This is a genomic window from Microbacterium sp. LRZ72 (assembly GCF_033792225.1).
GTDB lineage: Bacteria > Actinomycetota > Actinomycetes > Actinomycetales > Microbacteriaceae > Microbacterium.
Window position 1 is genome coordinate 146834 of record NZ_JANGEX010000003.1, and the last position, 25584, is coordinate 172417.

22 protein-coding genes and 1 tRNA gene are annotated in these 25584 nt (G+C 70.5%); 10 read left to right on the plus strand and 13 right to left on the minus strand.

Annotated elements, in window-relative coordinates; all coding sequences use genetic code 11:
* Positions 1–41 precede the first annotated feature (41 nt).
* From M4I32_RS05515 to M4I32_RS05540, 6 genes are all read right to left on the minus strand, one after another.
* A complete protein-coding gene (locus M4I32_RS05515; RefSeq protein ID WP_319033470.1) occupies positions 42–1877 on the minus strand; it encodes a serine/threonine-protein kinase in 1836 nt (611 codons plus the stop codon).
* Positions 1874–3331 carry a penicillin-binding protein 2 gene (locus tag M4I32_RS05520; RefSeq protein WP_319033471.1) on the minus strand — a complete coding sequence of 486 codons (1458 nt, stop codon included), beginning with the start codon at positions 3329–3331 and terminating at the stop codon, positions 1874–1876. Before M4I32_RS05520 ends, M4I32_RS05515 begins: the two co-directional genes overlap by 4 nt.
* Complete coding sequence (locus tag M4I32_RS05525; protein WP_319033554.1) at positions 3328–4656, minus strand: FtsW/RodA/SpoVE family cell cycle protein; 1329 nt, start codon at positions 4654–4656, stop codon at positions 3328–3330. The genes M4I32_RS05520 and M4I32_RS05525 overlap by 4 nt, the downstream gene beginning before the upstream one ends.
* A gap of 74 nt (positions 4657–4730) precedes the next feature.
* Positions 4731–5972, minus strand: coding sequence for a PP2C family serine/threonine-protein phosphatase (locus M4I32_RS05530; protein ID WP_319033472.1), 1242 nt, complete (start codon positions 5970–5972; stop codon positions 4731–4733).
* A gap of 4 nt (positions 5973–5976) precedes the next feature.
* Positions 5977–6519: an FHA domain-containing protein gene (locus tag M4I32_RS05535; RefSeq protein WP_319033473.1), complete on the minus strand. Its 543-nt coding sequence runs from the start codon at positions 6517–6519 to the stop codon at positions 5977–5979.
* Positions 6516–7250 (minus strand): DUF3662 and FHA domain-containing protein, encoded by a 735-nt coding sequence (locus M4I32_RS05540; RefSeq protein ID WP_319033474.1) that lies wholly within the window; start codon positions 7248–7250, stop codon positions 6516–6518. The genes M4I32_RS05535 and M4I32_RS05540 overlap by 4 nt, the downstream gene beginning before the upstream one ends.
* Before the next feature lie 159 nt (positions 7251–7409).
* Between M4I32_RS05540 and M4I32_RS05545 the strand changes: the two genes are divergently transcribed.
* A tRNA-Leu gene (locus M4I32_RS05545) sits at positions 7410–7493 on the plus strand.
* Between the two features lie 80 nt (positions 7494–7573).
* On the opposite strand, the gene M4I32_RS05550 is transcribed toward M4I32_RS05545, so the two are convergent.
* The 5 genes from M4I32_RS05550 to M4I32_RS05570 all read right to left on the minus strand — a co-directional run bounded on the left by M4I32_RS05550 (position 7574) and on the right by M4I32_RS05570 (position 13144).
* Positions 7574–8218: a GntR family transcriptional regulator gene (locus M4I32_RS05550; protein WP_319033475.1), complete on the minus strand. Its 645-nt coding sequence runs from the start codon at positions 8216–8218 to the stop codon at positions 7574–7576.
* 83 nt (positions 8219–8301) lie between these two features.
* Positions 8302–10371, minus strand: coding sequence for a DUF2156 domain-containing protein (locus tag M4I32_RS05555; RefSeq protein ID WP_319033476.1), 2070 nt, complete (start codon positions 10369–10371; stop codon positions 8302–8304).
* Between the two features lie 9 nt (positions 10372–10380).
* The gene (locus M4I32_RS05560) at positions 10381–11064 is read right to left on the minus strand and encodes an HAD hydrolase-like protein (protein ID WP_319033477.1); all 684 of its coding nucleotides are present in this window, start codon (positions 11062–11064) and stop codon (positions 10381–10383) included.
* 115 nt (positions 11065–11179) lie between these two features.
* Positions 11180–11875, minus strand: coding sequence for an endonuclease NucS (gene nucS, locus M4I32_RS05565; RefSeq protein WP_319033478.1), 696 nt, complete (start codon positions 11873–11875; stop codon positions 11180–11182).
* Between the two features lie 9 nt (positions 11876–11884).
* A complete protein-coding gene (locus M4I32_RS05570) occupies positions 11885–13144 on the minus strand; it encodes an MFS transporter (RefSeq protein ID WP_319033479.1) in 1260 nt (419 codons plus the stop codon).
* Positions 13145–13237: 93 nt separating this feature from the next.
* Between M4I32_RS05570 and M4I32_RS05575 the strand changes: the two genes are divergently transcribed.
* The 7 genes from M4I32_RS05575 to mnhG all read left to right on the plus strand — a co-directional run bounded on the left by M4I32_RS05575 (position 13238) and on the right by mnhG (position 20655).
* Positions 13238–14320, plus strand: a complete 1083-nt coding sequence (locus tag M4I32_RS05575) for a LacI family DNA-binding transcriptional regulator (protein WP_319033480.1) — start codon at positions 13238–13240, stop codon at positions 14318–14320.
* A gap of 61 nt (positions 14321–14381) precedes the next feature.
* Positions 14382–17330 carry a Na+/H+ antiporter subunit A gene (locus tag M4I32_RS05580; protein WP_319033481.1) on the plus strand — a complete coding sequence of 983 codons (2949 nt, stop codon included), beginning with the start codon at positions 14382–14384 and terminating at the stop codon, positions 17328–17330.
* Complete coding sequence (locus tag M4I32_RS05585) at positions 17330–17857, plus strand: NADH-quinone oxidoreductase subunit K (RefSeq protein WP_319033482.1); 528 nt, start codon at positions 17330–17332, stop codon at positions 17855–17857. Before M4I32_RS05580 ends, M4I32_RS05585 begins: the two co-directional genes overlap by 1 nt.
* 2 nt (positions 17858–17859) lie before the next feature.
* Positions 17860–19413, plus strand: a complete 1554-nt coding sequence (locus tag M4I32_RS05590) for a Na+/H+ antiporter subunit D (RefSeq protein WP_319033483.1) — start codon at positions 17860–17862, stop codon at positions 19411–19413.
* A complete protein-coding gene (locus M4I32_RS05595) occupies positions 19410–20000 on the plus strand; it encodes a Na+/H+ antiporter subunit E (protein ID WP_319033484.1) in 591 nt (196 codons plus the stop codon). Before M4I32_RS05590 ends, M4I32_RS05595 begins: the two co-directional genes overlap by 4 nt.
* On the plus strand, positions 19997–20263 hold the full coding sequence (locus M4I32_RS05600) for a monovalent cation/H+ antiporter complex subunit F (protein ID WP_319033485.1): 267 nt from the start codon (positions 19997–19999) through the stop codon (positions 20261–20263). Before M4I32_RS05595 ends, M4I32_RS05600 begins: the two co-directional genes overlap by 4 nt.
* Positions 20260–20655, plus strand: a complete 396-nt coding sequence (mnhG, locus tag M4I32_RS05605) for a monovalent cation/H(+) antiporter subunit G (RefSeq protein ID WP_413466788.1) — start codon at positions 20260–20262, stop codon at positions 20653–20655. Before M4I32_RS05600 ends, mnhG begins: the two co-directional genes overlap by 4 nt.
* Positions 20656–20672: 17 nt before the next feature.
* Here the strand turns inward: mnhG and argG are convergent, their stop codons facing one another.
* Together argG and M4I32_RS05615 are read right to left on the minus strand one after the other, a co-directional pair.
* The gene (gene argG / locus M4I32_RS05610; RefSeq protein WP_319033486.1) at positions 20673–22115 is read right to left on the minus strand and encodes an argininosuccinate synthase; all 1443 of its coding nucleotides are present in this window, start codon (positions 22113–22115) and stop codon (positions 20673–20675) included.
* Positions 22116–22124: 9 nt separating this feature from the next.
* Positions 22125–22919: a Pr6Pr family membrane protein gene (locus M4I32_RS05615; protein ID WP_319033487.1), complete on the minus strand. Its 795-nt coding sequence runs from the start codon at positions 22917–22919 to the stop codon at positions 22125–22127.
* Between the two features lie 73 nt (positions 22920–22992).
* Between M4I32_RS05615 and M4I32_RS05620 the strand changes: the two genes are divergently transcribed.
* Both M4I32_RS05620 and M4I32_RS05625 read left to right on the plus strand, forming a co-directional pair.
* The gene (locus M4I32_RS05620) at positions 22993–24279 is read left to right on the plus strand and encodes an adenylosuccinate synthase (protein ID WP_319033488.1); all 1287 of its coding nucleotides are present in this window, start codon (positions 22993–22995) and stop codon (positions 24277–24279) included.
* 1 nt (position 24280) lies between these two features.
* Positions 24281–25486, plus strand: coding sequence for a lactonase family protein (locus tag M4I32_RS05625; protein ID WP_319033489.1), 1206 nt, complete (start codon positions 24281–24283; stop codon positions 25484–25486).
* Positions 25487–25584: the final 98 nt, after the last annotated feature.

The window sequence follows — 25584 nt, forward strand, 5'->3', positions numbered from 1 at the left end:
CGAGCCTAGCCTACTCGTCCGTGTATTCCGGGGGCGGGGGCTCACGCCCCGTCCCCGGCGGCGTCGCCGCTGCCCTCGCTGTTCCCGTTGCCGGATCCGTTGCCGTTTCCGTTGCCGTTCCCGCTCGTGTCGCCCCCGTCGCCGCCACCGTTCTCGGGGGCGACGATCGTGGCCTGGCCCTCGGGCGACGCGCCGGAGGTGCGCTCCGAGCTCTGTCCGCCGGCGCAGGTCACCGTGTAGCTGACGATCAGGGAATCGCCTTCCGCCGAGCCCACGGTCACATCCACCGGGCGCTCCGAAGGGCCGGCGACGTAGGTCGACTCGCCGTTGGAGAACAGTCCGTTCACGGCGGTGAGGTTGTACGCGGCGACCGCACCCGTGCCCGACGGGCAGCTGTATCCCGACCAGTTCACCGGAACGGTCGAGTCAGCCTCGACCTCGGCCGCGCCGCCGTCGATCGTGGGCGCCGACGGCTGGGGCATCTCGGTCTGGGGTGCGTAACGGGTGAGCACCAGCGGTGTCGACATGGGAACGCTGGGCCCGACCGGGTTGACGTCATAGACGATCCCGACCTGGTCGGCACTGGAGGCCGTGTTTCCGTCCTCGCACGAGACGTTCTCCATCCCGGCGTCCAGGGCGGTCTGGCGGGCGGTCTCGCAGTCCTGGCCGTCGAGGTCGAGCGCGTCGATGTCGACGGTCGTCGGCGTCGGGGTGCCATCCGGCGTCGAGGGTTCCGGCGTGGGCTCGGTGGTCGTCGGCGTGCCGGAGGGGTCGTCCCCGCCACCCGGGCTGGCCAGCAGAGCCCACACGGTCCCCCCGAGCACGAGGAGCAGCAGCACGATGAGCGCCACGAGTGGCCACGTCCACGGACTCCGCTTGCGCTTGTCGGCGTCGGCGGCCGGCTCCTCGTCGACGGCGGCCACACCAGCCGCAGCCGGACCGGCCGCGGTCATGATCCGGGTGGCGTCGTCTTGGTTCTCGGGCGTGAGCAGCTGGGTCGCGTCATCGCTCGCGACGCCGGCGGCGAGGGCGGGCACGGCGGCAGCGGCGGCCGTCATGTCTCCGCGTCGCAGGGCGGATGCCGCGCGCGCCACCGCGGCCGCCGACGCGGGGCGGTCCTCCGGCTTCTTGGCGATCATCGCCATCACGAGGTTCCGCACCGGTTCGGCGATCGTCGGCGGCAGCGGCGGGGGCTGCTCGTTGATCTGGGCCATCGCGATCGCGACCTGCGATTCGCCCGTGAATGGACGCTTGCCGGCGAGGCACTCGTAGGCGACGATCCCGAGCGAGTAGATGTCGGTCGTCGCGGATGCCGGGTGCCCCGACGCCTGCTCCGGCGACAGGTACTGCACCGTGCCCATCACCTGGCCGGTCGCGGTCAACGGCACCTGGTCGGCGATGCGGGCGATGCCGAAATCCGTGATCTTCACGCGGCCGTCGGGGGTGATCAGAAGGTTGCCGGGCTTGATGTCGCGATGCACCAGGCCGGCGGCGTGCGCGGCCTGCAGTGCCGCGGAGGTCTGCGCGACGATGTCGAGGGTCTTGTCGCTCGAGAGCGACCCGTCCCGCTCCAGGATCGTCGACAGCGCCTCACCGGGAACGAGCTCCATGACGAGGAACGCGCTGCCGTTCTCCTCGCCGTAGTCGAAGACGCTGGCGATGCCCTCATGGTTGACGAGGGCCGCGTGCCGGGCCTCGGCCCGGAAGCGCTCGAGGAACCCGGGGTCCCCCATGTACTCGTCCTTGAGGATCTTGATGGCGACCGTGCGCCCGATCACATGGTCGGTGGCCTCCCAGACCTCCCCCATACCGCCGATCGCGATGCGGGAGACGAGCTCGTACCGTCCGCCGAAGGACACACCCTGTGTTGGTCTCATCGCTCCAGCACCGCCTCCATGACCGCCTTGCCGATCGGAGCCGCAATCCGGTTGGACTGCCCCGACTGACCCAAACCTCCGCCGTCCTCGATCACGACCGCGACCGCGACCTGCGGATCGTCGGCGGGCGCGAAGCCCGTGAACCAGAGGGTGTACGGGTCGTCGGTGCCGTTCTCGGCTGTGCCCGTCTTCCCGGCCACATCGACCCCGTCTATTCTTGCACCCGACGCGATGCCCTCACTGACATTGGCGACCATCATCTCGGTCATGGTGGCGGCGTCCTCCTCGCTCAGCGCCCGCTGGAATTCCTCGTCTTCGAAGCTCTGCTGCACCGACAGGTCGGGACCGATCACGCGGTCGACCATGCGGGGGTTCATGACGCTGCCCCCGTTGGCGATGCCGGCCGAGACCATCGCCATCTGCAAGGGCGTGGCCGTCACCTGACCCTGGCCGAAGCCCGTCAGCGCTGTCTGCGCATCGTCGAGGGCACGGGGATAGCTCGAGGGGGTCGAGACGAGCGGCATCACGAACGAGAAGTTGAAGCCGTACCGCTCCGCCTCCTCCCGGATCGCCGTGTCGCCGAGCTCGACGGCCAGCTGTGCCATCGGGATGTTGCACGAGAGCCGCAGCGCGTCGGCGAGCGTCACCGTGTCGCCCGGACCGCACGTGCCACCGTCGGCGTTGCTGATGGTGTTCGACGACCCCGGCAGCTCCCACCGGGCGGGATTGTCGAAGGTGGAGTCGGGGGTGTACTCCCCCGAGGCGAGCGCTGCGGACGCCACGACGAGCTTGAAGGTCGACCCCGGCGGGTTGAGGTCGCCGGCGATGGCGCGGTTCGACAACGGGTCGAGCGGGTCGGCCTCGAGGGCTTCGTAGACCTCCTCGACCTGCGACGCGTCGTGCGCGGCGAGCAGGTTCGCATCGAAGCTCGGGCTGGAGGCCATCGCCAGCACGCGTCCCGTGCTCGGCTCGATCGCGATCACGGCTCCCTGCAGGTCGCCGAGCGCCTCGAATGCGGCGCGCTGCACGGCGGGGTCCAGGCTCGTCACGACGTTCGATCCCTGAGGCTTCTGGCCGGTGACGATCTGCTCGACGCGCTGCAGGAACGCCGACCCGCTCGTTCCCGACAGCTCCTGGTTCATTGCGGCCTCGAGCCCCGTCGCCGCCCCCAGCATCGGGTTGATGTAACCGGTGACCGGCGCCCACATCGCTCCCTCGGCGTAGACGCGCTGGAAGGAGTAGACGTCGTCCGAGGGCGTCGAGTACGCGATCGCGGACCCGTCCGCGATGATCGCCCCCCGCTGCACCTGGTAGCTGTCGTACAGCGCGCGGGTGTTGCGCGGGTCGTCGGCGAGGGTGTCGACCTGAACGACCTGGATCCAGCTCGTCGCGACGAACAGCGCGAGGAACATCGCCAGCACGACGACCGACAGGCGCCGCAGCTCCTTGTTCATCCGATCACCACCCGGGGGCTCGACCGCACGGCATCCGACACGCGCAGCAGCAGGGCCACGATGATCCAGTTCGCCACGAGCGAGGACCCTCCCGCGGCCAGGAACGGGGTCGTGAGACCGGTGAGCGGGATGACGCGGGTGACGCCGCCGACCATGATGAACACCTGCAGGGCGAGGGTGAAGGCGAGTCCGGTGGCCAGCAGCTTGCCGAAGTCGTCCTGGCCGGCCAGTCCGATGCGGATGCCGCGGCTGACGAAGATCATGTACAGGCACAGCACCGCGAAGACCCCGACGAGCCCGAGCTCCTCACCCAGGCTCGGGAGGATGTAGTCGCTGCGCGAGAGGGGCGTGAGATAGGGCCGGCCCTGGCCCAGTCCGGTGCCGAGAAGCCCGCCCTGAGCGAGCCCGAAGATGCCCTGCACCAGCTGATAGCTGCCGCCGACGCTGTCGATCACCTCGGGGTCGAACGCCCGCAGCCATGCCTGGAACCGCAGCCCGACGTACGGCATGACCTGCGCCGCCAGCACGACGCCCGCGGCGGCCATGCCGAGCCCGATGAGCACCCAGCTGGTGCGACCGGTCGCGGTGTAGAGCATTGCGACGAACATGCCGAACACCAGCACGCTCGTGCCGATGTCGCGCTGGAGCACGATGATCCCGAGCGAGACGAGCCAGATGACCAGCAGCGGGCCGATCTCGCGCGCCCTCGGCCACGACACGCCCAGGAAGCGGTGCCCGGTCGAGGCGAGGCTCTCGCGGGTGCGCACGAGGTAGCCGGCGAAGAAGACCGCCAGGGCGATCTTCGCGAGCTCGGCCGGCTGGAAGGTGAAGATGCCGCCCACCGAGACCCAGACGGCGGCGTTGGCGTCTTCGATGGCCAGGCCCGGGATGATCGGGAGGATGAGCAGCACGAGCCCGACGAGGCCCGAGAGGTAGGTGTAGCGGAAGAGCACGCGGTAGTTGCGCAGCGTGAGCACCACCGTCACCGCCGCGGCCACGGCGATCCCCGTCCAGGCGATCTGGCGGATCGAGTACGCCTCCCATCCCGCGAGGTCGCCGGCGAGGTCGATCCGGTAGATCATCGCGATCCCGAGTCCGGTCAACGTCGTCGCGATCGGGACGACGAGGGGGTCGGCATTCGGAGCCGTCAGGCGCAGCGCGATGTGCAGCGCGAGCACGAGCACGGCGAGGACCCCCGCGTAGACGAGGATCGACCAGTCCACCCCGCCCATCGCGCCGAGCTGCACGAGCGCGATCGCGCCCCCGACGACGGCGAACGACAGCAGCAGCAGTCCCAGTTCGCGGTTGCGGTGCGTCTGCGGCATCCGCAGCTTGCGCAGGGCGCGCACGACGGTCGTGTCGGCGCTCACGGCCGAGGTGTCGGTGTCGGGCCGGGCGTTCACGGCATCGCCTCGGCTGCGCTGCGAAGGCGGTCGACGATCTCGTGGGCCTGCGCGAGGGACTCGGCCGAGATCGTGGCCTCGACGGTCTGTCGCGTGAACGCGGGCAGGTCTTCGAGCGAGATCCCCGTCTCTTCGTAGACGCTCGAGAGGGGGATCGGGCCGAGATCCTGCTGGATGCCGCGGTAGACCACGACGGTGTCTTCGTCGGCACCGACGAAGAAGCGCGTCTGCGTCCAGTTGTAGGCCACGACGAGCGCGACGATCATGAGCGCGCCGACGATCACGGCACCCGAGATCCAGCCGATCCGACGACGCCGGGCGCGGCGCCGGTCCTCCTCGATCAGCTCCTCGAGGAACTCGGCGTCGGGTTCGAAGTGGGTGGGCTCGTTCGCCGCTTGGCGCACGGGGTGCAGCCATCCCGCCCAGCCGGGGCGGGTCGAGCTGGGCACCTCGACATCCAGCGGTGTCGACGCCGAGCCGACGATCGTCGGCGTGCCCGTGACGACCGGATGCGGCCCGCCGACGTCGACGATCACGATGGTGACGTTGTCGGGCGCGCCCGCATCCAGGGTCTGCTTGAGGAGGAGATCCGCCGTGCGAGCCGGAGTGAGGCCCTGCGCCAGCGCCTTCGAGGTGTGCGGGTCGTCGACGACGCCCGACAGCCCGTCGGAGCAGAGCAGCCACCGGTCACCGGGCTGGGTGGCCATGAGGAACGTGTCGACGTCGGGATCCGGATCCATGTCGCCGAGCACGCGCATCAGCACCGAGCGGCGGGGGTGGTAGCGGGCCTCCTCCACGGTGATGCGACCGGAGTCGACCAGGCGCTGCACGAAGGTGTGGTCGGCCGTGATCTGCGTGAGCTGCCCATCGCGGAACAGGTAGATCCGCGAGTCGCCGATGTGCGCGATGACGGCGTGGTCGTCGACCATGAGCAGTGCGCTCACGGTCGTGCCCATTCCTGAGAGCTCGGGGCGGCGCGCCACCATCTCGATGATGTCGCCGGCGGTACCGGCCACGGCTTCGCGCAGCGCCCGCTCGGCCTCGGCCGTCGAGGCGAACGAGTGGTCGAGGTCTTCGAGCTGGCGCACCGCGAGCGAGGATGCGACGTCGCCCCCCGCGTGGCCGCCCATCCCGTCCGCGACGACGAACAGGTTCGACCCGGCGTAGCCGGAGTCCTGATTGTTCGCCCGCACCTTGCCGGTGTGCGAGAGCGCGACCGAAGAGCCCTGGAAGACCATCTGTTTACGACCGCAGCTCGAACGTCGTCGCGCCGACCTTGATCGGGGCGCCGACCGTCACGGGCGTCGGGGCCTGCACCCGCACGCCGTCGTGGCTCGTGCCGTTCGTCGAGTCGAGATCCTGGATCATCCACTGCTCGCCCCACAGCACGAGGCGCGCGTGGTGGCTCGAGGTGTAGTCGTCGCGGATGACCAAGCCCGATTCACTCGAACGGCCGATCGTCAGCGGCTCCGTGCCGAGAGGCAGCTCGAGTCCGGCCTTGGGTCCGGACGTGATGACGATGCGGGCGACCGATTCGGTCGTGGCGGCGCCGCCCTTGGCCGCGGGGCGCGGAGCCTTGGGCGGAGTCGGGGCGGCCGGCGCCGTGCCGCCCGGGGGGGTCGTCGCGGCGCCGGGGCCCCCCGCAGCGGCTTCGGCGGGGCTGGGGATGCGGCGCACCTTCATCCCGAACAGGTCGGCTCGCACCGAGTACACGACGACGAACACGAAGACCCACAGCAGGATCAGGAACCCCACGCGCAGCAGCAGCAGCGTCAGCTCGCTCATGAAGTGCCGCCCGTCGGTCGGTCGAAGGCGCGCGTGGCGTCGGTGGGCAGGGGCGGCCGCGGCGGTCGGGCCTGCGCGACGATGCGGAACACGATGTCGGTGCGGCCGATCCGCACGGTGGCGTCGGGGGCGAGGGCGGCCTGCGAGACGCGCTCGCCGTCGAGGGTCGTGCCGTTCGTCGAACCGAGGTCGCGCACCATCGCGCGCTCGCCGTCCCAGAGGATCTCGACGTGCTTGCGGCTCGTGCCCGAGTCGGCGATCGTGATGTCGGCGTCGCTGCCGCGCCCGATCACCGTGCGGCCCTGCGTGAGCGGGTGGCGCGCGCCGGCGACGTCGATCACGGCCCGCCACGACACCTGTCCCTCTTGCGTGGCTGACTGCACGCGCAGAGTTCCGGGCGAGAGCGCGGCATCCGTGGTCAGGGTCACGGTGACGGGTCCCGCGAACGTGTACCCCTGTGCCTTCGCGTGCTTCTCGACCAGCTGGCGCAGCTCATCGAGAACGGCCTCGCCGAGTCCCGCCATGCGTGCGGCGTCGTCGGTGCCGAGCGACACGGACAGGGTGTTCGGGGCGAGGATGCGGTCGCGGCTGACGATCGCCGACTTGGTGTCGAGTTCGCGACGAAGGGCCGACGCGATCTCGACCGGCTGGATGCCGCTGCGGAAGGTCTTGGCGAAGGCGCCGTTGACGGCGCGTTCGAGACCTTTCTCGAAGCTGTCAAGTAGTCCCACGGGGCTCCTCGGGCGGGCGGATGGTATGGCTATCGTAGTCAGCCCCCCTGGACGAGCCCGGACAGCGGAGTGCGAGCCCGCCCGGACGGGGTCGCGGGCGGCCGTTCGCGCCGTGATAAACTCGCGAAGTTGAGTTTCGGCGGTCCTGATCGTCGACTCGCGCGAGTGGCGGAATAGGTAGACGCGCTGGCTTCAGGTGCCAGTGCCCGCAAGGGCGTGGGGGTTCAAGTCCCCCCTCGCGCACAGGACAGAAAGACCAGAACAGCCCCCGACCGGAAACCATCCCGACGGGGGCCGTTCTGTTCCCGGGCCCCGGACCGGGGTCAGACGAGGGGATGCTGCTCGCGCACGATGCGCTCGGCCTGCTCCGCATCACGAGCGAGCACCGCCTCGCGCAGCATCCGGAACGATTCGGTGCGCCGAGCCGGCTCGCCGGCGTACGGCACCCAGTCGCCGACGAGCCGCTCCACAGGCAGGTGGGCATCGCGGATGACCGCGATCAGCAGGCGGTTGCGGCATGCCAATGTGGCAGCCCGGTAGAACGCGACGCAGGTGGCCATGATCCGCTCAGGGTCGTCCGTCTGCGACGCGTCGATCATCTCGTCCAGCAGCGCCGCCATGTTCTGCACCTCCGCAGCGTCCGCGTGATGCAGGGCCAGCTCGAGCGCGACCCCCGAGATGCGGCCGATGAATTCGGTCGCCTCGCCCGCCAGTGCGGCATCCGGCGTCGTCACGCGCGTGTATCTGTGCGCGGCCACCTCGACGAGACCGAGCCGCTCGAGCCGCTGCAGCGCCTCGCGGACCGGAGTGCGGGACACCCCCAGCAGGCCGGCGATCTCGACGTCGCGCAGGCGCTCACCGGCCGCGAGTTCTCCGTCGACGATCGCGCGGGCGAGCAGACGGTAGACCTCGTCGGCCAGTGCGGAACCGGCGGCTTCGAGCCGGCGCGGGGGCGGGGTCAGTGGCATGGGACCAGGGCCTTCGGAACGAGCGGGACGAGCCGCCCATCGGCGGGTGCCCGACAGCATACGCGCCGGTTCCGGGAACGGCGTCAGTTCTTGCGCAGCATGTCGACGCCGGCGCCGGCGAACTGGCGCAGGGTGGCATCGGGGAGGAACGCGCGGGTGAGGCCCGCCGCGATGGGAGGCAGATCCCCCTCATCGCGGTAGAGCAGGTAGATCGGCTCGTAGCGGGGGTTGAACTTCTTCTTGAAGCGGTGCAGCGACCGGAACCCGTAGACCGGCTCAAGGGTGTGCGAGAGATTGCCCAGCAGCTGGGCGACGACCCCGTCGTCCGGCTTCGTGTCGTGCGCGAGCGGGGCGCCGGAGAGCGAGAGGATCTGCGCGCCCTCCGCGCCGAAGTCCCGTGCGGAGGCGCCGATGAGATACTCCATCACCGGACCGAATCCGCCGTCACGTCGGCGCATCAGATCGAGCGTCCACCCGCGCACCTGCCCGTCCTCGCCGTAGATCGGCAGCCACGACAGGAACCCGTCGACGTCGCCGTTCGGGGCGATCGCGATCGCGAGCCGCACCTCGGAGTCCTCGGCCTCCTGCAGGGTGCCGAGCGTGAAGCGCATCTCGGGCAGTCCCTTGTCGCCCACCCAGGACTCCGAGATCGCCCGCAGCTGCTGGCGCACACCCCACGGTTCGGCCGCGAGGGTCGTCAGGCGCACCGTCATGCCGTCGCGCTCGCCGCGGTTGAGTGCCTGCCGCACGGCCGACCACTTCTTGCCCGTGAATTCCAGACCGTCGAGATCGACGATGGTGTCATCGGCGATCACCACCGAGCGCCAGCCCTCCGGCGTGGCGTCCCTCGTGACCGCGCTGCTGCTGAAGAAGCACGGGATCAGACCCTGGTTCTCGCATTCGCGCACGTACTCGCGCACAGATTCGTCGATGGATGCCGGTGGGCCCAGCGGATCGGCGAGTGCGATCGCGACGCCGAGGCGCTCCTGGAACGGGACGATCCCGCCGCTCGTGCGCAGGTAGGCCATGCCGTCCCACGTCGCCATCCACGACAGCGTGCCACCGCCGTGCGCGCGGATCGTCCGGCGCACCTCGTCGACCGAGACCGGCTCGCGGCCGGCGAACCGCTTGCGGCGGCGCACGCGGAACGCACGCCGTGCGGCGACGAGGTAGACCCCGAAGGCGATCCACAGCATGCTGGTGGCCAGCGCCACGTCGGGGTCGCCGTAGAAGGACTCGATCTGGCCGATGTTCAGGGCGATCGCGGTCACGAGCAGGGCGGCGACGAGGATGTTCACGCCCACCCAGACGATCGAGAGCACCCACGACCAGCGGCGTCCTCGGCGCAGCCCGGTGGCGACGATCAGGGCGACGAGGGTGTCGATGCCCGCGTCGAGCCAGGGCCCGTCGAGGGGTGCCGTGGGACCGAACGGGCCGTCGGTGGGCAGGAGCAGCGTCAGCACCTGGATGGCACCGAGGGCGAGCACGGCGAAGAACGCGAGGAGGCGCTGTTCGCGCACGGTGGAGCGCTGGATTCGGAACGAGCGGTCGAGGGCGAGTACGAGCAGGATCGCGAACGTGTGCTCGACATCGGCGAGGTCGCCGAGCAGAAAGAGACTGACGGCCGCGTAGGTGAACACGACGAGCCAGCCGCGCTGTCGCCATGGCGCTCGGAGCAGGCCGACCGCGGCGGCGATGCAGGCCATCGTCCCGCCCGAGGGACCCACGTCGAGCTGACCGGCCAGGTCGATCGCCCAGGGCCACGGCAGCAGCTGCCCCACCATGAGGAACGCCGCGGTCGCGAAGATCGCGAAGAGCTGCCCGATCGTGAAGTACAGCAGCGCGACCCGCGACCCGCGACGCAGTTCGACGAAGGCCATCCCCGCGAAGCTCAGCAGCGTCGGGATGTACACGAGCGGGTGGGCCACGAGGAAGGTGCCCGTCACCACGGTCCACCACCGGCCCGACTCGAGAGCCGGCAGCCCGTAGGCGACGGCGTCGAACCACGGCTGCCCGGTGACGGGCTGCCACAGGCCCTGCCCGGCGACGCCGGCGGCGATCATCAGGGCGATGAGCACCAGGGTCGCGGGCATGCGGCGCACGACGAGGGCGACGCGGCGCGGGCGGGTGGTCGATGAAGCGCTGTCGGTCACGATGTCAGGCTAGCGATCCGCCATCGGCGGGAGCAGCAGGCCACGCAGCTCGTCGGGACCCGAGACGACCGCCGACGCGCCCTCGGACTCGTGCGGCCAGCTGAACCCCCACCGCACGAAGATGACGGGCACGTCGTGCACCGCCGCCCCGTCGACGTCGTGGTGCCGGTCGCCGACCAGCACCGGACGCGAGATGTCGACGCCCGCGACATCCAGCCGCCGCAGCGCCTCGGCCACGATGTCGGCCTTGGCGCTGAGCGTGCGCTCATCGGCCGTCGCTCCGACGAGGGTCGTGAAGGCGGGGGTGAGCTCGAAGTGATCCATGAGCATGCGCACCTGCGTCTCGGGCTTGCTGCTCGCGGTGGCCTGGGCCACGCCGGCCGCGGCCAGGTCGCGGATCATCTCGCCGATGCCGGGGAACAGGCGCGCACCGCGCACGTATCCCTCGCGGGCGCCGAGCTCGCGATACCACGCGACCGCCTCGGCGGCGAGCTCGGGGTCCATTCCCGCCTGGTCCTGCAGCGACTGGAACATCGGCGGCCCGATCCAGTGCACCAGCTCGGCACGGGTCGGCGGGGTGCGCCCGTAGTGCTCCAGCGTGACGGTGAGACGGTGGAGGATGGCGTCGGATGCGTCGACGACGGTGCCGTCGACGTCCCAGAGGACACAGGACCAGGGCGAGGCGACGGGCATGGATCCAGCCTACGGGTCGGGCGGTCTCGGTCGATGAGCGAGCGGAGCGAGACGAAACGCGCGGGCAGGTCATTTCTTCTCGGCCCTTCGGGCCTCGCTCAATGACCGGGTATCCCTAGAACAGGCGCGGTGCGCCGGACTCGGTGCCCTTCATGTCGTCGTAGTCGAGCGTGAGACACCGGATGCCGCGATCGACCGCCAGCACGCGAGCCTGAGGCTTGATCTCCTGTGCGGCGAAGACGCCCGTCACGGGAGCGAGGTGCGGATCGCGCCCCAGCAGCTCGAGGTAGCGGGTGAGCTGCTCGACGCCGTCGATGTCGCCGCGGCGCTTGACCTCGACCGCGATCGTGCCGCCCGCGGGATCGCGCAGGAGGAGGTCGACGGGGCCGATGGCCGTCGGGAACTCCCGGCGCACGAGCGTGAGCTCTTCGCCCACGAGCTGCACCTGCTCGGCCAGCAGGCGTTGCAGGTCGGCCTCGACGCCGTCCTTCTGCAGGCCGGGATCGATGCCCAGCTCGTGGGATGAGTCGTGCAGCACCTCGAAGATGTTCACCACCAGCGCGTCACCCGTCTTGGCGTGCTGCACCCGCCAGCGCTCGACGACGCCGACCGCGGCGGCATCCTCGTCGGGCTGCTCGAGGGTGACGGTGCACGGCGGGCTCATCCAGTTGAGCGGCTTGTAGCTTCCGCCGTCGGAGTGCACGAGCAGACTGCCGTCGCTCTTGTACACGAGCAGCCGCGTCGCGGGAGGGAGGTGCGCGCTGAGCCGTCCGGAGTAGTCGACGCTGCAGCGGGCGATGACAAGTCGCACCCGACGAGCCTAGTGGCGGCCGGCGCCCACCTGCGTCCCGGGCAGCGGCCGGGTCGCGGCGGAGGCGAGGCCGGAGGCGACGATGAGCACGACGAGGAGGAACAGCGTCGGGAGCAGCCCGATCTGCTCGCTGAGGAAGCCCAGCAGCGGGGGACCGCACAAGAAGGCGAGGTAGCCGATCGCCGCGGCCGCACTGACGCGTGCCGCCGCGCGAGCGGGATCGTCCGCCGCCGCCGACATCCCGAGGGGAAAGCCGAGCGACGTGCCTGCGCCCCACAGGGCCGCGCCGACGAAGACCAGGGGAAGGGTCGGCGCGAGGATGAACAACAGCAGGCCGACAGCGGAGGTCACGGCCAGGACGCGCAGCGTCGCGACCCGTCCGAAGCGGTCGACGAGCGGTCCGCCGACCAGCCGCATCGCGGTCATGCTGACGGAGAAGGTCGCGAGGCCCAGCGCGCCGAGGGCCTCGTCGGCGCCGTGCCCGTCCACCATCCCGAGGGCGAGCCAATCGTTCGCCCCGCCCTCGGCGAAGGCCATCCCGAGGATGACGATCCCGAGCGCGTACGTGCGTGGCTCCCGCCACGCCGACAGCGCGGCCGCGAGCCGGGCGCGCCGCGACGTGCCCCTCGCACCGGGGGCGTCCGGGTCCATCGCCGCCTGGCGGGCGGGCACGGCGCGCATGCTGCCGAACGCGATGGCCAGGATCAGCGCGGTGATGATCGACGCGTGGGTGAACACGTCGGCGCCCCAGAGCGCCGCGAGGGCGCCGGCACCCGCGCCCAGCACGGTGCCGAAGCTGAACGAGGCGTGGAACAGCGGCAGCAGCGTCTTGGCGGTCGCCGTCTCGATGGCCGCCCCCTCGACGTTCATCATCACGTCGACGGCGCCGTTGCCCAGCCCGAACAGGGCCAGACCCAGCACGACGAGGGGGTATGAGCCCGCGAGGTCGGCGCCGACGCCGACGAGGCCGACCCCGAGGGCGTAGACGATCATCGCGGCGAACATGCTGCGGCGCGCACCCACGCGTGCCAGAAGCACGGAGGCGAGTGAGAGGCCGACGAGCGAGGCTGCGCCGGCCACGAGAAGCATCAGCCCGACGTCGACGTTGTCGATTGCGAGCGTGTCTTTGATGGCCGGCACCCGGGAGGCCCAGGTGGCCAGCGCGAGCCCGCTCGCGGCGAAGATCGCGAAGATCGCGATCTTCCAGCGTCGGAGGGTTCTCGCGTCTGGTCGCGCGTCGACGCCGACGTCGCGGGCGGGAAGGGACATGGCGCTCAGTCTATCGAATCGATTCGATTACGCGCTCGCATGCCGCTACGATGACCGCTGGACGGCACGCCCGACCCCGTCTTCGGAGGACCCATGGCCACAGGGCGCCCCACGATCGCTGACGTCGCCCGCGAAGCCGGCGTCTCGCCCTCGACCGCATCCGTGGTCTTCAGCGGCAAGGCGCCCGTCGCCGACGCCACCCGTCGCCGCGTGCGCGCGGCATCCGACCGGCTCGGCTACACCGGTCCCGACCCCCGTGCCGCTTCGCTGCGACGCGGCCGCAGCGGCGTGGTCGGCGTCGTGTTCGAGGAGCGACTGGGCGCCGCCTTCCTCGACCCGGTCAAGACGCTGATGATGGATGGCCTGGCCGAGGGCGTCGCCCCACTCGGCGCGGGTCTGCTGCTGCTGAGAGACGAAGTGCCGGCGAGCACGAGCGAACCGGCCCCGCCTGCCGAACCGGCCCTGTCTCTCGAGACGGCGCTCGTCGACGCCGTCGTGCTCGTCGGCGCCAGCGGACGCCTCGCTGCCTCGCTCGAGATCCTCCGCGCGCGGGGCATCCCGGTGGTCGTCATCGAGGGGGATGCCGGGGCCGGCATCCCCCGCATCGACCTCGACAACCTCGACGCACAGCGTCAGGCGGCCGAGCACCTGCGTCGACTCGGTCACGAGCACGTCGCCATCGTGACGCTGCCATGGAGCGGCCGGCGCAGGCGAGGCCTCGTCGCCGCGTCCAGAGAGGACGACCCGAGCATCGACGTCACTCGCGAGCGGCTTCGGGGCGCGCGCGAGGTGTACCCCGACGCGACGGTCTTCGAGACCGCGGCGAGCCTGATCGACGAGGGCTGGGAGGCGGGCGCTGCCCTCCTCAGGGCCGTCAACCCGCCGACCGCTGTCATCGCCCAGAGCGACCTGCTCGCGGCGGGCGTGATCCGCGCCGCCGAGGAGTGCGGGCTGCGGGTGCCGCAGGACCTCAGCGTCACCGGTTTCGACGGCATCGCCCTCGACGGGTTCGCCCCGTACGAGCTGACGACGCTGGCCCAACCCGCTGCGGCCAAGGGCCGCGCCGCCGCGGACGCGGTCGTGCGCATGCTCTCTGGCGAGGACGCGGCGTCCGTGCGGTTCAGCTGTGCGTTCCGGCACGGCAACACCAGCGGACTCCGCCCTCGCCTCGACTAGGATGGTCTGACGACGTCCGCCCCGCGAGCCGCCCGCGGCCCATCAGCCCGAGGAGACGCCCATGCTGCTCATCCTCGCGGCCTTCGGCCTGGTCTCGCTCGCCATGCCGTGGTTCGTCCGCCTGATCGGGACGCGCGCGTTCTACGTCGCCGTCGCGATGGCGCTCGTCGCCTTCACCGATGCCCTGCTGCGTGCGCCGCTGGTGATCTCGGGATCGATACCCGCGGAGGCATACGACTGGATCCCTGCCCTCGGCGTGCAGCTGTCCATGCGCATGAACGTGCTCGCCTGGGTGATGGCGCTCGTCGTCACCGGTGTGGGGGCCCTGGTGCTGCTCTACTGCCGCTGGTACTTCCGGGGCAAGACCGACGGGATCGGCCAGTTCTCCGCGGTGCTGCTCGCCTTCGCGGGTGCCATGTACGGACTCGTCCTCACCGACGACATCGTCGTTCTCGTGATGTTCTGGGAGATCACCAGCGTTCTCTCCTACCTGCTGATCGGCTACTACCACCGACGTGCGGGCAGTCGTCGGTCGGCCCTGCAGGCGCTCCTGGTCACGTCGCTCGGCGGTCTCGTCATGCTGATCGGCGTCGTCCTCCTCGTCGTCGACACCGGCACCTCGAGCCTGTCGACGATCCTCGCGATGGCGCCCGGCGGCGGTGTCGTCAATGCCGCGCTCGTGCTGATCCTGGTCGGCGCTCTCAGCAAGTCCGCGATCTTCCCGTTCCACTTCTGGCTGCCCGGGGCGATGGCGGCGCCGACACCGGTCAGCGCCTATCTGCATGCCGCCGCGATGGTGAAGGCCGGCATCTACCTGATCGCCCTGTTCGCCCCCGTCTTCGGGGACGCGGCCGCGTGGCGGCCGGTCGTCATCTCGCTGGGTGTCTTCACGATGCTCCTCGGCGGCATCCAGTCGCTCCGGGAGCGCGACCTCAAGAGGATCCTGGCCTTCGGCACGGTCAGCCAGCTGGGCTTCCTCACGGTCGTGCTGGGGTTCGGCACGCGCGACGCCGCCCTTGCGGGGCTGGCTCTGCTGATCGGGCACGCGCTGTTCAAATCCTGCCTGTTCCTCGTCGTCGGGATCATCGACCGGCAGCTGTCGACCCGTGACGTCTTCGAACTGTCGGGGTTGTGGCGGCGGGCGCCCGTGCTCGCCATCACCGCGGTCATCGCGATCGCCTCGATGGTCGGGTTCTTCCCGACCATCGGCTTCGTGGCGAAGGAGGCCGCCCTCTCGGCGCTGCTCGCCGCAACCGTCGAGGGCTCGGCGTGGGGCCTCGTCGCGCTCCTCGGGGTGGTCGCCGGTTCGGTGCTGACGATGGCGTACGGCCTGCGGTTCCTCTGGGGAGCCTTTGCGGTCAAGAGGGATGTTCCGCAGACGGAATGGCCCTCGCCGCCGCTCGGGTTCGTCGCGGCTCCCGGCGTGCTCGCGCTGCTCTCGCTCGTCGGCGGCTTCGCGGCCCCGTGGCTCGACGTCGCGCTCGTGGGCTATGCCGACGGTGCCCCCGCCGCTCCGGCCGGCCTGCCCGCCCCGGAGTACGCGTATCACCTCGCGCTGTGGCACGGGCTGGAGCCCGCGTTGTTCCTCTCGCTGGGGTCCCTCGCCGTGGGTGCCCTCGTGTTCTGGCTCGCCCTGCGGGTGAAGTGGGACGAGCGGGCCCGCCTGATCCCCTTCACGGCGGCCGACGCCTACTACGGCATCATCCGAGTGGTCGACCGTCTCTCGGTCGTGACGACGACGCTCACCCAGCGCGGCTCGCTGCCGATCTACGTGGGCACGATCTTCGTCGTGCTGGTCGCCGCCGAGGGCACGGCGGTGCTGGCGTCCCCCACATGGCGCGCGCAGCTCGACGCGTGGCAGTCCCCCTGGCAGCTCGTCGTGGCACCCGTGATGATCGCGGCCGGAATCGGCGCCGTCCGCGCCCGCAAGCGCTTCACCGGCGTGGTCATGGTGTCGATCACGGGCCTCGGCATGGTGGTGCTGTTCGGCGCGAGCGGTGCTCCGGACCTCGCGATCACCCAGATCCTGATCGAGACGGTCACACTCGTCGCGTTCGCCCTCGTGCTCCGCCGCCTGCCGTCTCGGATGGGCGATCACAACGCCTCGGTCGCCCCCCTGGTGCGTGCGGTGCTCGCGGGCGCCGTCGGCCTCGTGATGGCCGTCATCGCCGTCATCGCCACCGGCGCGCGCGTCCACTCCCCCGTCTCGACGCCCTGGCCCGAACTGGCCTACGAGATCGGACACGGGCAGAACGTCGTGAACGTGGCCCTCGTCGACATCCGCGGCTGGGACACGATGGGCGAGCTGTCGGTGCTGATCCTCGCCGCCACCGGCGTCGCCTCGCTGGTCTTCGTCACGCATCGTTCCGACAACCTGCAGACGCTCACCAGTGGTCTGCCGACGGTCGCAACGCGTCGGGGCCTGCGCCGTCCCCTCGTCGAGACCGGCGGCGGAGGCCACCAGCCGCAGACGGGTCCTCTGCGCATGCAGCCACGGGCATGGCTGCTCGGCGGCTCGCGCCTTCGGCCTGAGAACCGCTCCATCGTGCTCGAGGTGATCGTGCGGATCCTGTTCCACTCCATCATCGTGGTGTCGATCTATCTGCTCTTCGCCGGACACAACCTTCCCGGTGGCGGCTTCGCCGGCGGACTCGTCGCCGGCATGGCGCTCGTGATGCGCTACATCGCCGGCGGCCGCTACGAGCTGGGCGTCGCGGCGCCGACGGATGCCGGCATGCTGCTCGGCGCCGGCATGACGCTCGCCGTCGGGTGCGCGATCGTGCCCCTGGCCTTCGGCGCCGCACCGCTGACGAGCGCCTTCTGGGAGGCGCAGGTGCCGGTCCTCGGCCATGTCGAGTTCGTCACATCGACGATCTTCGACATCGGCGTGTACCTCGTCGTCGTCGGCCTCGTGCTCGACGTGCTGCGCAGTCTGGGTGCCGAAGTCGACCGCCAGGCGCAGCAGCTGCGCGCGCAGGCCGACCCATCCGCACCGGCGGTGAACGTCTGATGCCCGCCTCGCTGACCCTCATCATCATCATGGCCGCGCTCTTCGCGTGCGGCGTCTATGCGATGCTCGAGCGCAGTCTGACGCGGGTGCTGATCGGGTTCCTGCTGCTCGGCAACGCCGCCAACCTGCTGCTGCTGATCATGTTGGGCGCACCGGGTGCCGCCCCGTTCTACGGCGTCGACGACGTCTCGGATCCGCTGCCGCAGGCGCTGATGCTGACGGCCATCGTCATCACGTTCGGGATATCGGCGTTCCTGCTCGCCCTGATCTACCGGTCCTGGCAGCTCGGGCAGGCCGACACGGTCTTCGACGACGAGGCCGACATCGAGGTGCGCGAGCGCGGCATCGGTCCCGACGTCGTCATGGACGACGAGGGGATCGAGGCGGATGCCGCGACCGACTTCGTGGGCACCGACACCGCCCCCATCACGGTGCTGCACAGCAGCGACGTTCCCGCCCTGCGTGACGACGCGCCCACCGACACGCCCCGGCGCGCCCCCCGTTCCGATCGGGGGGAGGACGCATGAGCATGAGCGCGCTCGTCCCACTGCTGGTCACCCTTCCCCTGCTCGGGGCCGCGATCACGCTGATCTTCGGCCGTCGTCCGCGACTGCAGGTGGCCGTCTCAGTCGCGACGCTGGCCCTGGTGCTGGTGATCGCCGCCGTGCTGCTGGTGGCCGTCGACCAGGGCACGCCCATCGCGGTCTCGGTGGGCGGCTGGCCCGTGCCGGTGGGCATCGTGCTCTACGTCGACCGGCTCGCCGCGCTGCTGGTGATGGTCTCGAGCGTGGTGCTGATCGCGGTGCTGATCTTCTCGGTGGGTCAGGGCGCGGCCGACGGCGACGAAGAGACGCCGGTGTCGATCTTCTATCCGTCGTACCTCATCCTCGGAGCAGGGATCTTCACCGCCTTCATCGCGGGCGACCTGTTCAACCTCTACGTGGGCTTCGAGATCCTGCTGGTCGCCTCGTACGTGCTCATCACCCTCGGCAGCACCGAGTCCCGCATCCGCACCGGCGTCGTCTACATCGTCGTGTCGCTGGTGTCCTCGATCCTGTTCCTCTCGGCGATCGCCGCCATCTACGGCTCGCTCGGCACCGTCAACATGGCCCAGATCGCGGACCGGATGACCGAGATGCCGGACGAGGTGCAGCTCGTGCTGCATCTGCTGCTGCTCGTCGCCTTCAGCATCAAGGCCGCCGTCTTCCCCCTGTCGTTCTGGCTGCCGGACTCGTATCCGACGGCCCCCGCGCCCGTCACGGCGGTGTTCGCGGGACTGCTGACGAAGGTCGGCGTCTACGCGATCATCCGCACCGAGACGCAGCTCTTCGCCGACAGCGACGTGAACTTCCTGCTGATGGTGATCGCCCTCGCCACGATGATCGTCGGGGTGCTCGGCGCCGTGGCGCAGGCGGAGCTGAAACGCATCCTGTCGTTCACGCTCGTCAGCCACGTCGGGTACATGATCTTCGGGCTGGCGATCGCGACGCCCGCGGCCTATGGCGCGACGATCTACTACATGGTCCATCACATCGTCGTGCAGACCACCCTCTTCCTCGCGATCGGGCTCATCGAACGACGCGCGGGCAGCACGTCGATCCTGCGGGTGAAGGGGCTGATGCGCGCGGCCCCCGTCATCGCGGTGCTCTATTTCATCCCCGCCGTCAACCTCGGCGGGCTGCCGCCCTTCTCGGGATTCATCGGCAAGTTCGCGCTCTTCGACGCCGCCGCGACGGTCGGCACGCCGGTCATGATGGTTCTGATCGTCGGCGGTATCGTCACCTCGCTGCTGACGCTGTACGCGCTCATGCGGGCGTGGAACCTCGCCTTCTGGCGCGAGGAGGATGACTCGTCCGAGACGGAGTCGCGGATCGCCTACCTCGGTAATGCGCCCGCGGCGGCCGTCCAGACCCGTCGTCGGGCGACATCGGGGATCATGACCACCGCCACCGCGGGGATGGTGGGCGTCACGCTGGCACTCACGGTGTTCGCGGGTCCCCTGTTCGACCTGTGCATGCGGGCCGGCGCCGCGCTGGCCGACCCGGTGATGATCGTGCAGCTCGACGGGGAGGTGGACGAATGACGCCCGATCGACGCCCGCGCTCCCTGGGCCGGCGGCTCTGGGTGCAGCTGCCCTTCTTCGTCTGGCTGATCGCCCTGTGGATGCTGCTGTGGGGTCAGTTCACCGCGCTCGCCTTCGTGACGGGCCTCATCGTGGCCGTGGTCGTGACCCGCGTCTTCCGGCTGCCGCCGGTGGAGCTGTCGGGGCGCGTCAACCTGTGGTGGGGCCTCGTGTTCGTCGTGACGTTCTTGGGTGCGCTCGTGCGCGGCTCGCTCCTCGTCGCGTGGCAGGTGCTCGACGTGCGACGCCAGCCCGGCGCCGCGATCATCGCGGTGCCACTCCGCGTCGACGACGACCTGATCATGACCCACACCGGCGTGACCGCGTCGCTGATCCCCGGTTCTCTCATCGTCGAGACCGACCGGGACCGCCGGATGCTGTACGTGCACGTGATCGGGGTCGACTCCGAGGAGGACGTGGACGCGCAGCGGCGCTCCGTCTGGGGCTGGGAGGCGCGCATCGTGCGAGCGGTGGGATCCCGCGCCCAGCTCGAGACCATCCGGGCGTCCGCCATCGAGACCCCGCGGCAGGGAGGCACGCCGACGTGAACCCGATCATCGTCGTCACGCTCGTCGTCTTCGCCGCGGCGGCGCTCGTCGCGCTCGTGCGCATCGTGCTCGGACCGTCGATCCTCGACCGGGTCGTCGCGGCCGATGTCGTCCTCACCGAGGTGATGTGCATCCTCGGGGCCGAGATGGTCTACAACCAGCACACACGCACCCTGCCGGTGCTGCTGATCATCGCCGCCGTCGGCGTCTTCGGATCGATCGCGGTGGCGCGCTTCGTCGCCAGGAGGGACAACCCGCAGTGACCGAGACAGCATCCACCTTCGTCGCGGGCATCGACTGGAGCGCGATCGCCGACGGCACGGCTCTCGTGCTCGTGCTGGTCGGCGCGCTCCTCTGCCTGATCGCCTCGATCGGGCTCGTGCGCTGGCGTGACGTGCCGGTCCGGCTGCACGCGGCCACAAAGCCGCAGGTGCTGGGCCTGATCCTCATCGCGGTGGCCGTCGCCCTGTCGCTGCGCTCGTGGCAGGTGGCGGCGTTCCTGCTGCCGGTCGTGCTGTTCCAGCTGGCGACCGCGCCGCTGTCCGCGCACATGATCGGCCGGGCCGCGTACCGCAACGGCACCTACGATCGCACGACGCTGTACACCGACGAGCTGGAACGCTCGCGCGAGACGCCGCCGGCCGCCGGCGGCTGACGACGGGGCCGGCCGCGTCAGTCCGTGCCGGAGTCGAACGCGGCAGACTCGGATGCCTCGTCCACGGCGTCGGCGAGGGCTTCCCGATCGGCGTCGAACGGTGCGGCGTGCCCGGTGATCTGCGGGGCGCCCCCGGCATCCATCGTGCCGATCAGGTCTCCCGTCGCCCCGCCGATCAGGGCGTCGGCCGTGTACTGCTCGAGCCGGGTGCGGGAGTCGGCGATGTCGAGGTTGCGCATGGTGAGCTGGCCGATGCGGTCGGTCGGTCCGAAGGCGGCATCCCCGACGCGTTCCATCGACAGCTTCTCGGGAGAGTACGACAGGTTCGCGCTCGTCGTGTCGAGGATCGTGTAATCGTCGCCGCGCCGCAGGCGCAGCGTCACGGAGCCGTTGACGGCCGAGCCCACCCAGGTCTGGATCGACTCGCGCAGCATGAGCGACTGGGGCTCGAGCCACCGCCCCTCGTACATCAGGCGGCCGAGGCGGCGGCCCTGCTCGTGATAGGTCGCGACCGTGTCCTCGTTGAAGATGCCGTTGACCAGGCGCTCGTAGGCGATGAAGAGGAGGGCCATGCCCGGCGCCTCGTAGATGCCGCGCGACTTGGCCTCGATGATGCGGTTCTCGATCTGGTCGCTCATCCCGAGTCCGTGCCGGCCGCCGATGGCGTTGGCCTCGCGCACGAGGGCCACCGGATCGCTGAACTCGGCGCCGTTGAGGGCGACCGGACGGCCGGCGTCGAAGGTGACCGTGACGTCTTCGGTGTCGATGTCGACGGCCGGGTCCCAGAAGCGCACGCCCATGATCGGATCCACCGTCTCGAGTGAGACGTCGAGGTGCTCCAGGGTCTTGGCCTCGTGCGTCGCGCCCCAGATGTTGGCGTCGGTCGAATAGGCCTTCTCGGCGGAATCGCGGTACGGGAATCCGTGCGCGACGAGCCATTCGCTCATCTCCTGGCGCCCGCCGAGCTCGGTGACGAAGTCGGCGTCGAGCCAGGGCTTGTAGATGCGAAGCGCGGGGTTGGCGAGCAGGCCGTAGCGGTAGAAGCGCTCGATGTCGTTGCCCTTGTAGGTCGACCCGTCGCCCCAGATGTCGACGCCGTCGGCCTTCATCGCGCGCACGAGCATGGTGCCGGTCACCGCTCGCCCGAGCGGCGTGGTGTTGAAGTAGGTGCGGCCGCCGGAGCGGATGTGGAACGCGCCGCACGAGAGCGCGGCGAGTCCCTGCTCGACGAGTGCCGTCTTGCTGTCGATCAGTCGTGACGCCTCGGCGCCGTACTCGAGTGCGCGATCGGGGATCGAGGCGATGTCGTCCTCGTCGTACTGGCCGAGGTCGGCGGTGTAGGTGAAGGGGATCGCCCCCTTGTCGCGCATCCACGCGACGGCGACGGAGGTGTCCAGTCCCCCGGAGAAGGCGATGCCGACGCGATCGCCGATGGGCAGAGACTGAAGGACCTTCGACATGCCTCGAGTCTACCGAGCCGCCCCCGACCGCCGAGAACGCGGGGAGGGCCCGGCTGCGCCGCCCTCGGCATCCCCGGTCGCGTTCCCGGGAACCGGGGCACGGTGGGCGCGCCAGTGCCCGACGCCCACGGCGATGTAGCCGATCGCGAGGGTCGCGAGCGCGATCGCGACGATGTAGGCGATCACGCTGGCCCAGCCGCCGTCGCCATAGGGGTCGAGGAAGGGGTAGGGATACCAGTAGGACGCACCCGAACCCGGATTGGTGATGAAGGGGGCGCGCACCATGGTGTAGACGATCCACGCCGCAGGAAAGGCGAGCACGACCGGCACGATTCGCCACGGCAGTCGGCGGCGGCGGGGAGCGAACAGCAGGTCGAGCAGCATGATCGTCGGGATGACGACGTGCAGGCACTCGTTCGACCACGGCACGGTCTCGCCCGGCGCGAGTGCGATCGTGCGCAGCAGCAGGTTGTAGACGATGCCCGTGATGAGCATGTAGGTCGTGACGCACACCAGCACGATCGCGAACGCACGGGGTTCGGCATCCTGCGTGCGCCGGCCCCGGGTCCAGAACCAGATCGCGCCGAACGCGAGCGTGAGGGCCGCGGCGAGGTTGGACTGGATCGTGAAGAAGCTGAGGAAGTTGGTGACCACGGTCGCCACGTCTGAGGCGGGTCCCGACCCGGCCGCGTTCGCGTTCGACACGCTCCGCACGAGCTGGGCGATGATCGCGGCGACGCCGAGGATCGCGGTGGCGATGCGCACGAAGGACCAGGTCCAGGCCCAGCCGGAGGAGGGGAGCATGCGATCACCATAGCCCCGCGGCGCACGCCGATAGGATGGGGTGTACCCGTCCTGACGACACCGAGAGGCTTTCATGCCAGGAATCGTGATCATCGGCGTGCAGTGGGGTGACGAGGGCAAGGGCAAGGCCACCGACCTGCTCGGAGACCGTACCGACTGGGTCGTGAAGTTCAACGGCGGCAACAACGCCGGCCACACGGTCGTCATCGGCGACGAGAAATACGCGCTGCACCTGCTGCCCTCCGGCATCCTCTCGCCCGGGGTGACCCCCGTGATCGGCAACGGGGTCGTCGTCGACCCCGAGGTGCTGTTCGCCGAGCTCGAGGCGCTGCGTGCCCGAGGGGTCGACACCTCCAAGCTGCGGGTGAGCGCGAACGCCCACCTCATCACGCAGTACCACCGCACGCTCGACAAGGTCACCGAGAGGTTCCTCGGCAAGCGGCAGATCGGCACGACGGGGCGCGGCATCGGCCCGGCCTACGCCGACAAGATCAACCGGGTCGGCATCCGCGTGCAGGACCTCTTCGACGAGAACATCCTGCGCCAGAAGGTCGAGGGGGCGCTCGATCAGAAGAACCATCTGCTGGTCAAGGTGTTCAACCGCCGGGCGATCACCGTCGACGAGATCGTCGACGAGCTGCTCTCGTATGCCGCACGGCTCGCGCCCCTCGTCGACGACACGGGTCTGCTGCTCAGCGACGCGCTGGATGCCGGCGACGTCGTCGTGTTCGAGGGCGGGCAGGCGACGATGCTCGACGTCGATCACGGCACCTATCCGTTCGTGACATCGTCGTCGGCGACCGCCGGTGGCGCCTCCACGGGTTCCGGGATCGGCCCCAACCGGCTCGATCGCATCGTCGGCATCGTCAAGGCGTACACGACGCGCGTGGGAGCCGGGCCGTTCCCGACGGAGCTGTTCGACGACGACGGAGACACGCTCCGCTCGCGCGGATTCGAGTTCGGCACGACGACGGGCCGCCCGCGCCGGGTGGGCTGGTACGACGCCCCGATCACCCGCTACGCGACCCGGATCAACGGCATCACCGACCTCGTGCTGACCAAGCTCGACATCCTGAGCGGATTCGACCGCATCCCGGTGTGCGTCGCCTACGACGTAGGCGGCCGTCGCTTCGACGAAGTGCCCGTGAACCAGACGGACTTCCATCATGCGACCCCCGTCTACGAGTACTTCCCGGGGTGGAAGCAGGACATCTCGGGCGCCCGGCACTTCGACGACCTCCCGACGCGGGCGCAGGAGTACGTGCTCGCGCTCGAGCGGATGAGCGGCACCCGCATCTCGGTGATCGGCGTCGGCCCGGCCCGCGACGCGGTCGTCGTCCGCCACGACCTCCTCGACTGACATGCTGTTCTGGCTCGGCGGGTGGGGTGCCGACATGGATGCCGAGGCCCAGGGCATCGGCGCCCTGTCGGCCGGCGAGCACGAGGGGCTCGCGGGCGGTCCGCTGGCGTTTCTCGGCACGGTCCGCTCGGCGCCCTCGCCGTCGTGGCTCGCCGCCCACCCGACGAAGGACGTCGTCTACGCGACGCTCGAGAAGCAGGGCCGTCTCGCGGCTTTCGCCCGCACAGGAGAGCGCACGCTCGTGCCGCTCGGCCGTCCGGTCGAGATCGGTGAGGCGGTCTGCCACGCCGCGGTCGCGCCCGACGGCACTTTTCTCGTCGCGAGCTGCTGGGGCGACGGGCGCGTCGTGCGCGTCGCGCTGGATGCGACGGGAGCCCCGTCGGGTACGAGCGTGGCGCAGGCCGCTCGCGATCCGCACGCGGGGGGCGCGGCGGCGGCCCCGATGGCAGGCGGCATCGATCTGGTCGTGGCGACACGCGCGCTGCGCGAGGCGGCCGGCGAGTACGCGCACCTGATCCCGGATGCCGGTGGCGAGGACGAGGCGACCGGCGCCGATGGGAACGGGGCCGACGGAGCCGAGGCGGCGGCCCGGCCGGCCGACGCCGACGCGAGCGTCTCCCGGGCGCATGCCGCGGCGTTCTTGCGCGACGGGCGCATCGCCACCACCGATCTCGGGCTCGACCTCGTGCGCATCTGGCGCGACGAGGGCACCCGGCTCGGCCTCGACCACGAGGTGGTGCTGCCGCGCGGAAGCGGGCCGCGACACATGGTCGTGCACCCGAGCGGATACCTCTACGTCGTGACGGAGCTCTCGAGCGAGGTCTACGTGCTCGGCGCCGACCGCACCGGCAGGTGGCGCCTGGTCTCGGCCGCGCCGTCACCGCCGGGAGCGCTGGCCACGGATGCGGGCGCCGGTCTGGTGCCTTCCCGTGACGGGCACGTGCTCTACGCCGGGCTGCGGGGCAGCGACACCATCGCGGTCCTGCGGGTCACGGGCGCGGGGGAGCGGCTCGAGCATGTGGCGCTCGTCGATGCGGGCGTCGCGTGGCCCCGCGATCACATCGTCGTGCACGACACGCTCCTGGTCGCGGGGCAGCATTCGCACGAGGTCGCGTCGTCGTCGCTGGACCTCCGCACCGGCGTTCCGGGCCGTGTGCGGCATCGCGTGGAGGCGCCCTCTCCGACGGCGCTGCTCGCCGCCGGCTGAACGCGCGCCGGGCACGGGTGCGAGGCACGGCTCACGTGCCGCCGAGAAATCAGACTTCGCGTGAAACGACCCGCAATGCGATCGATTTCGCGCGATCG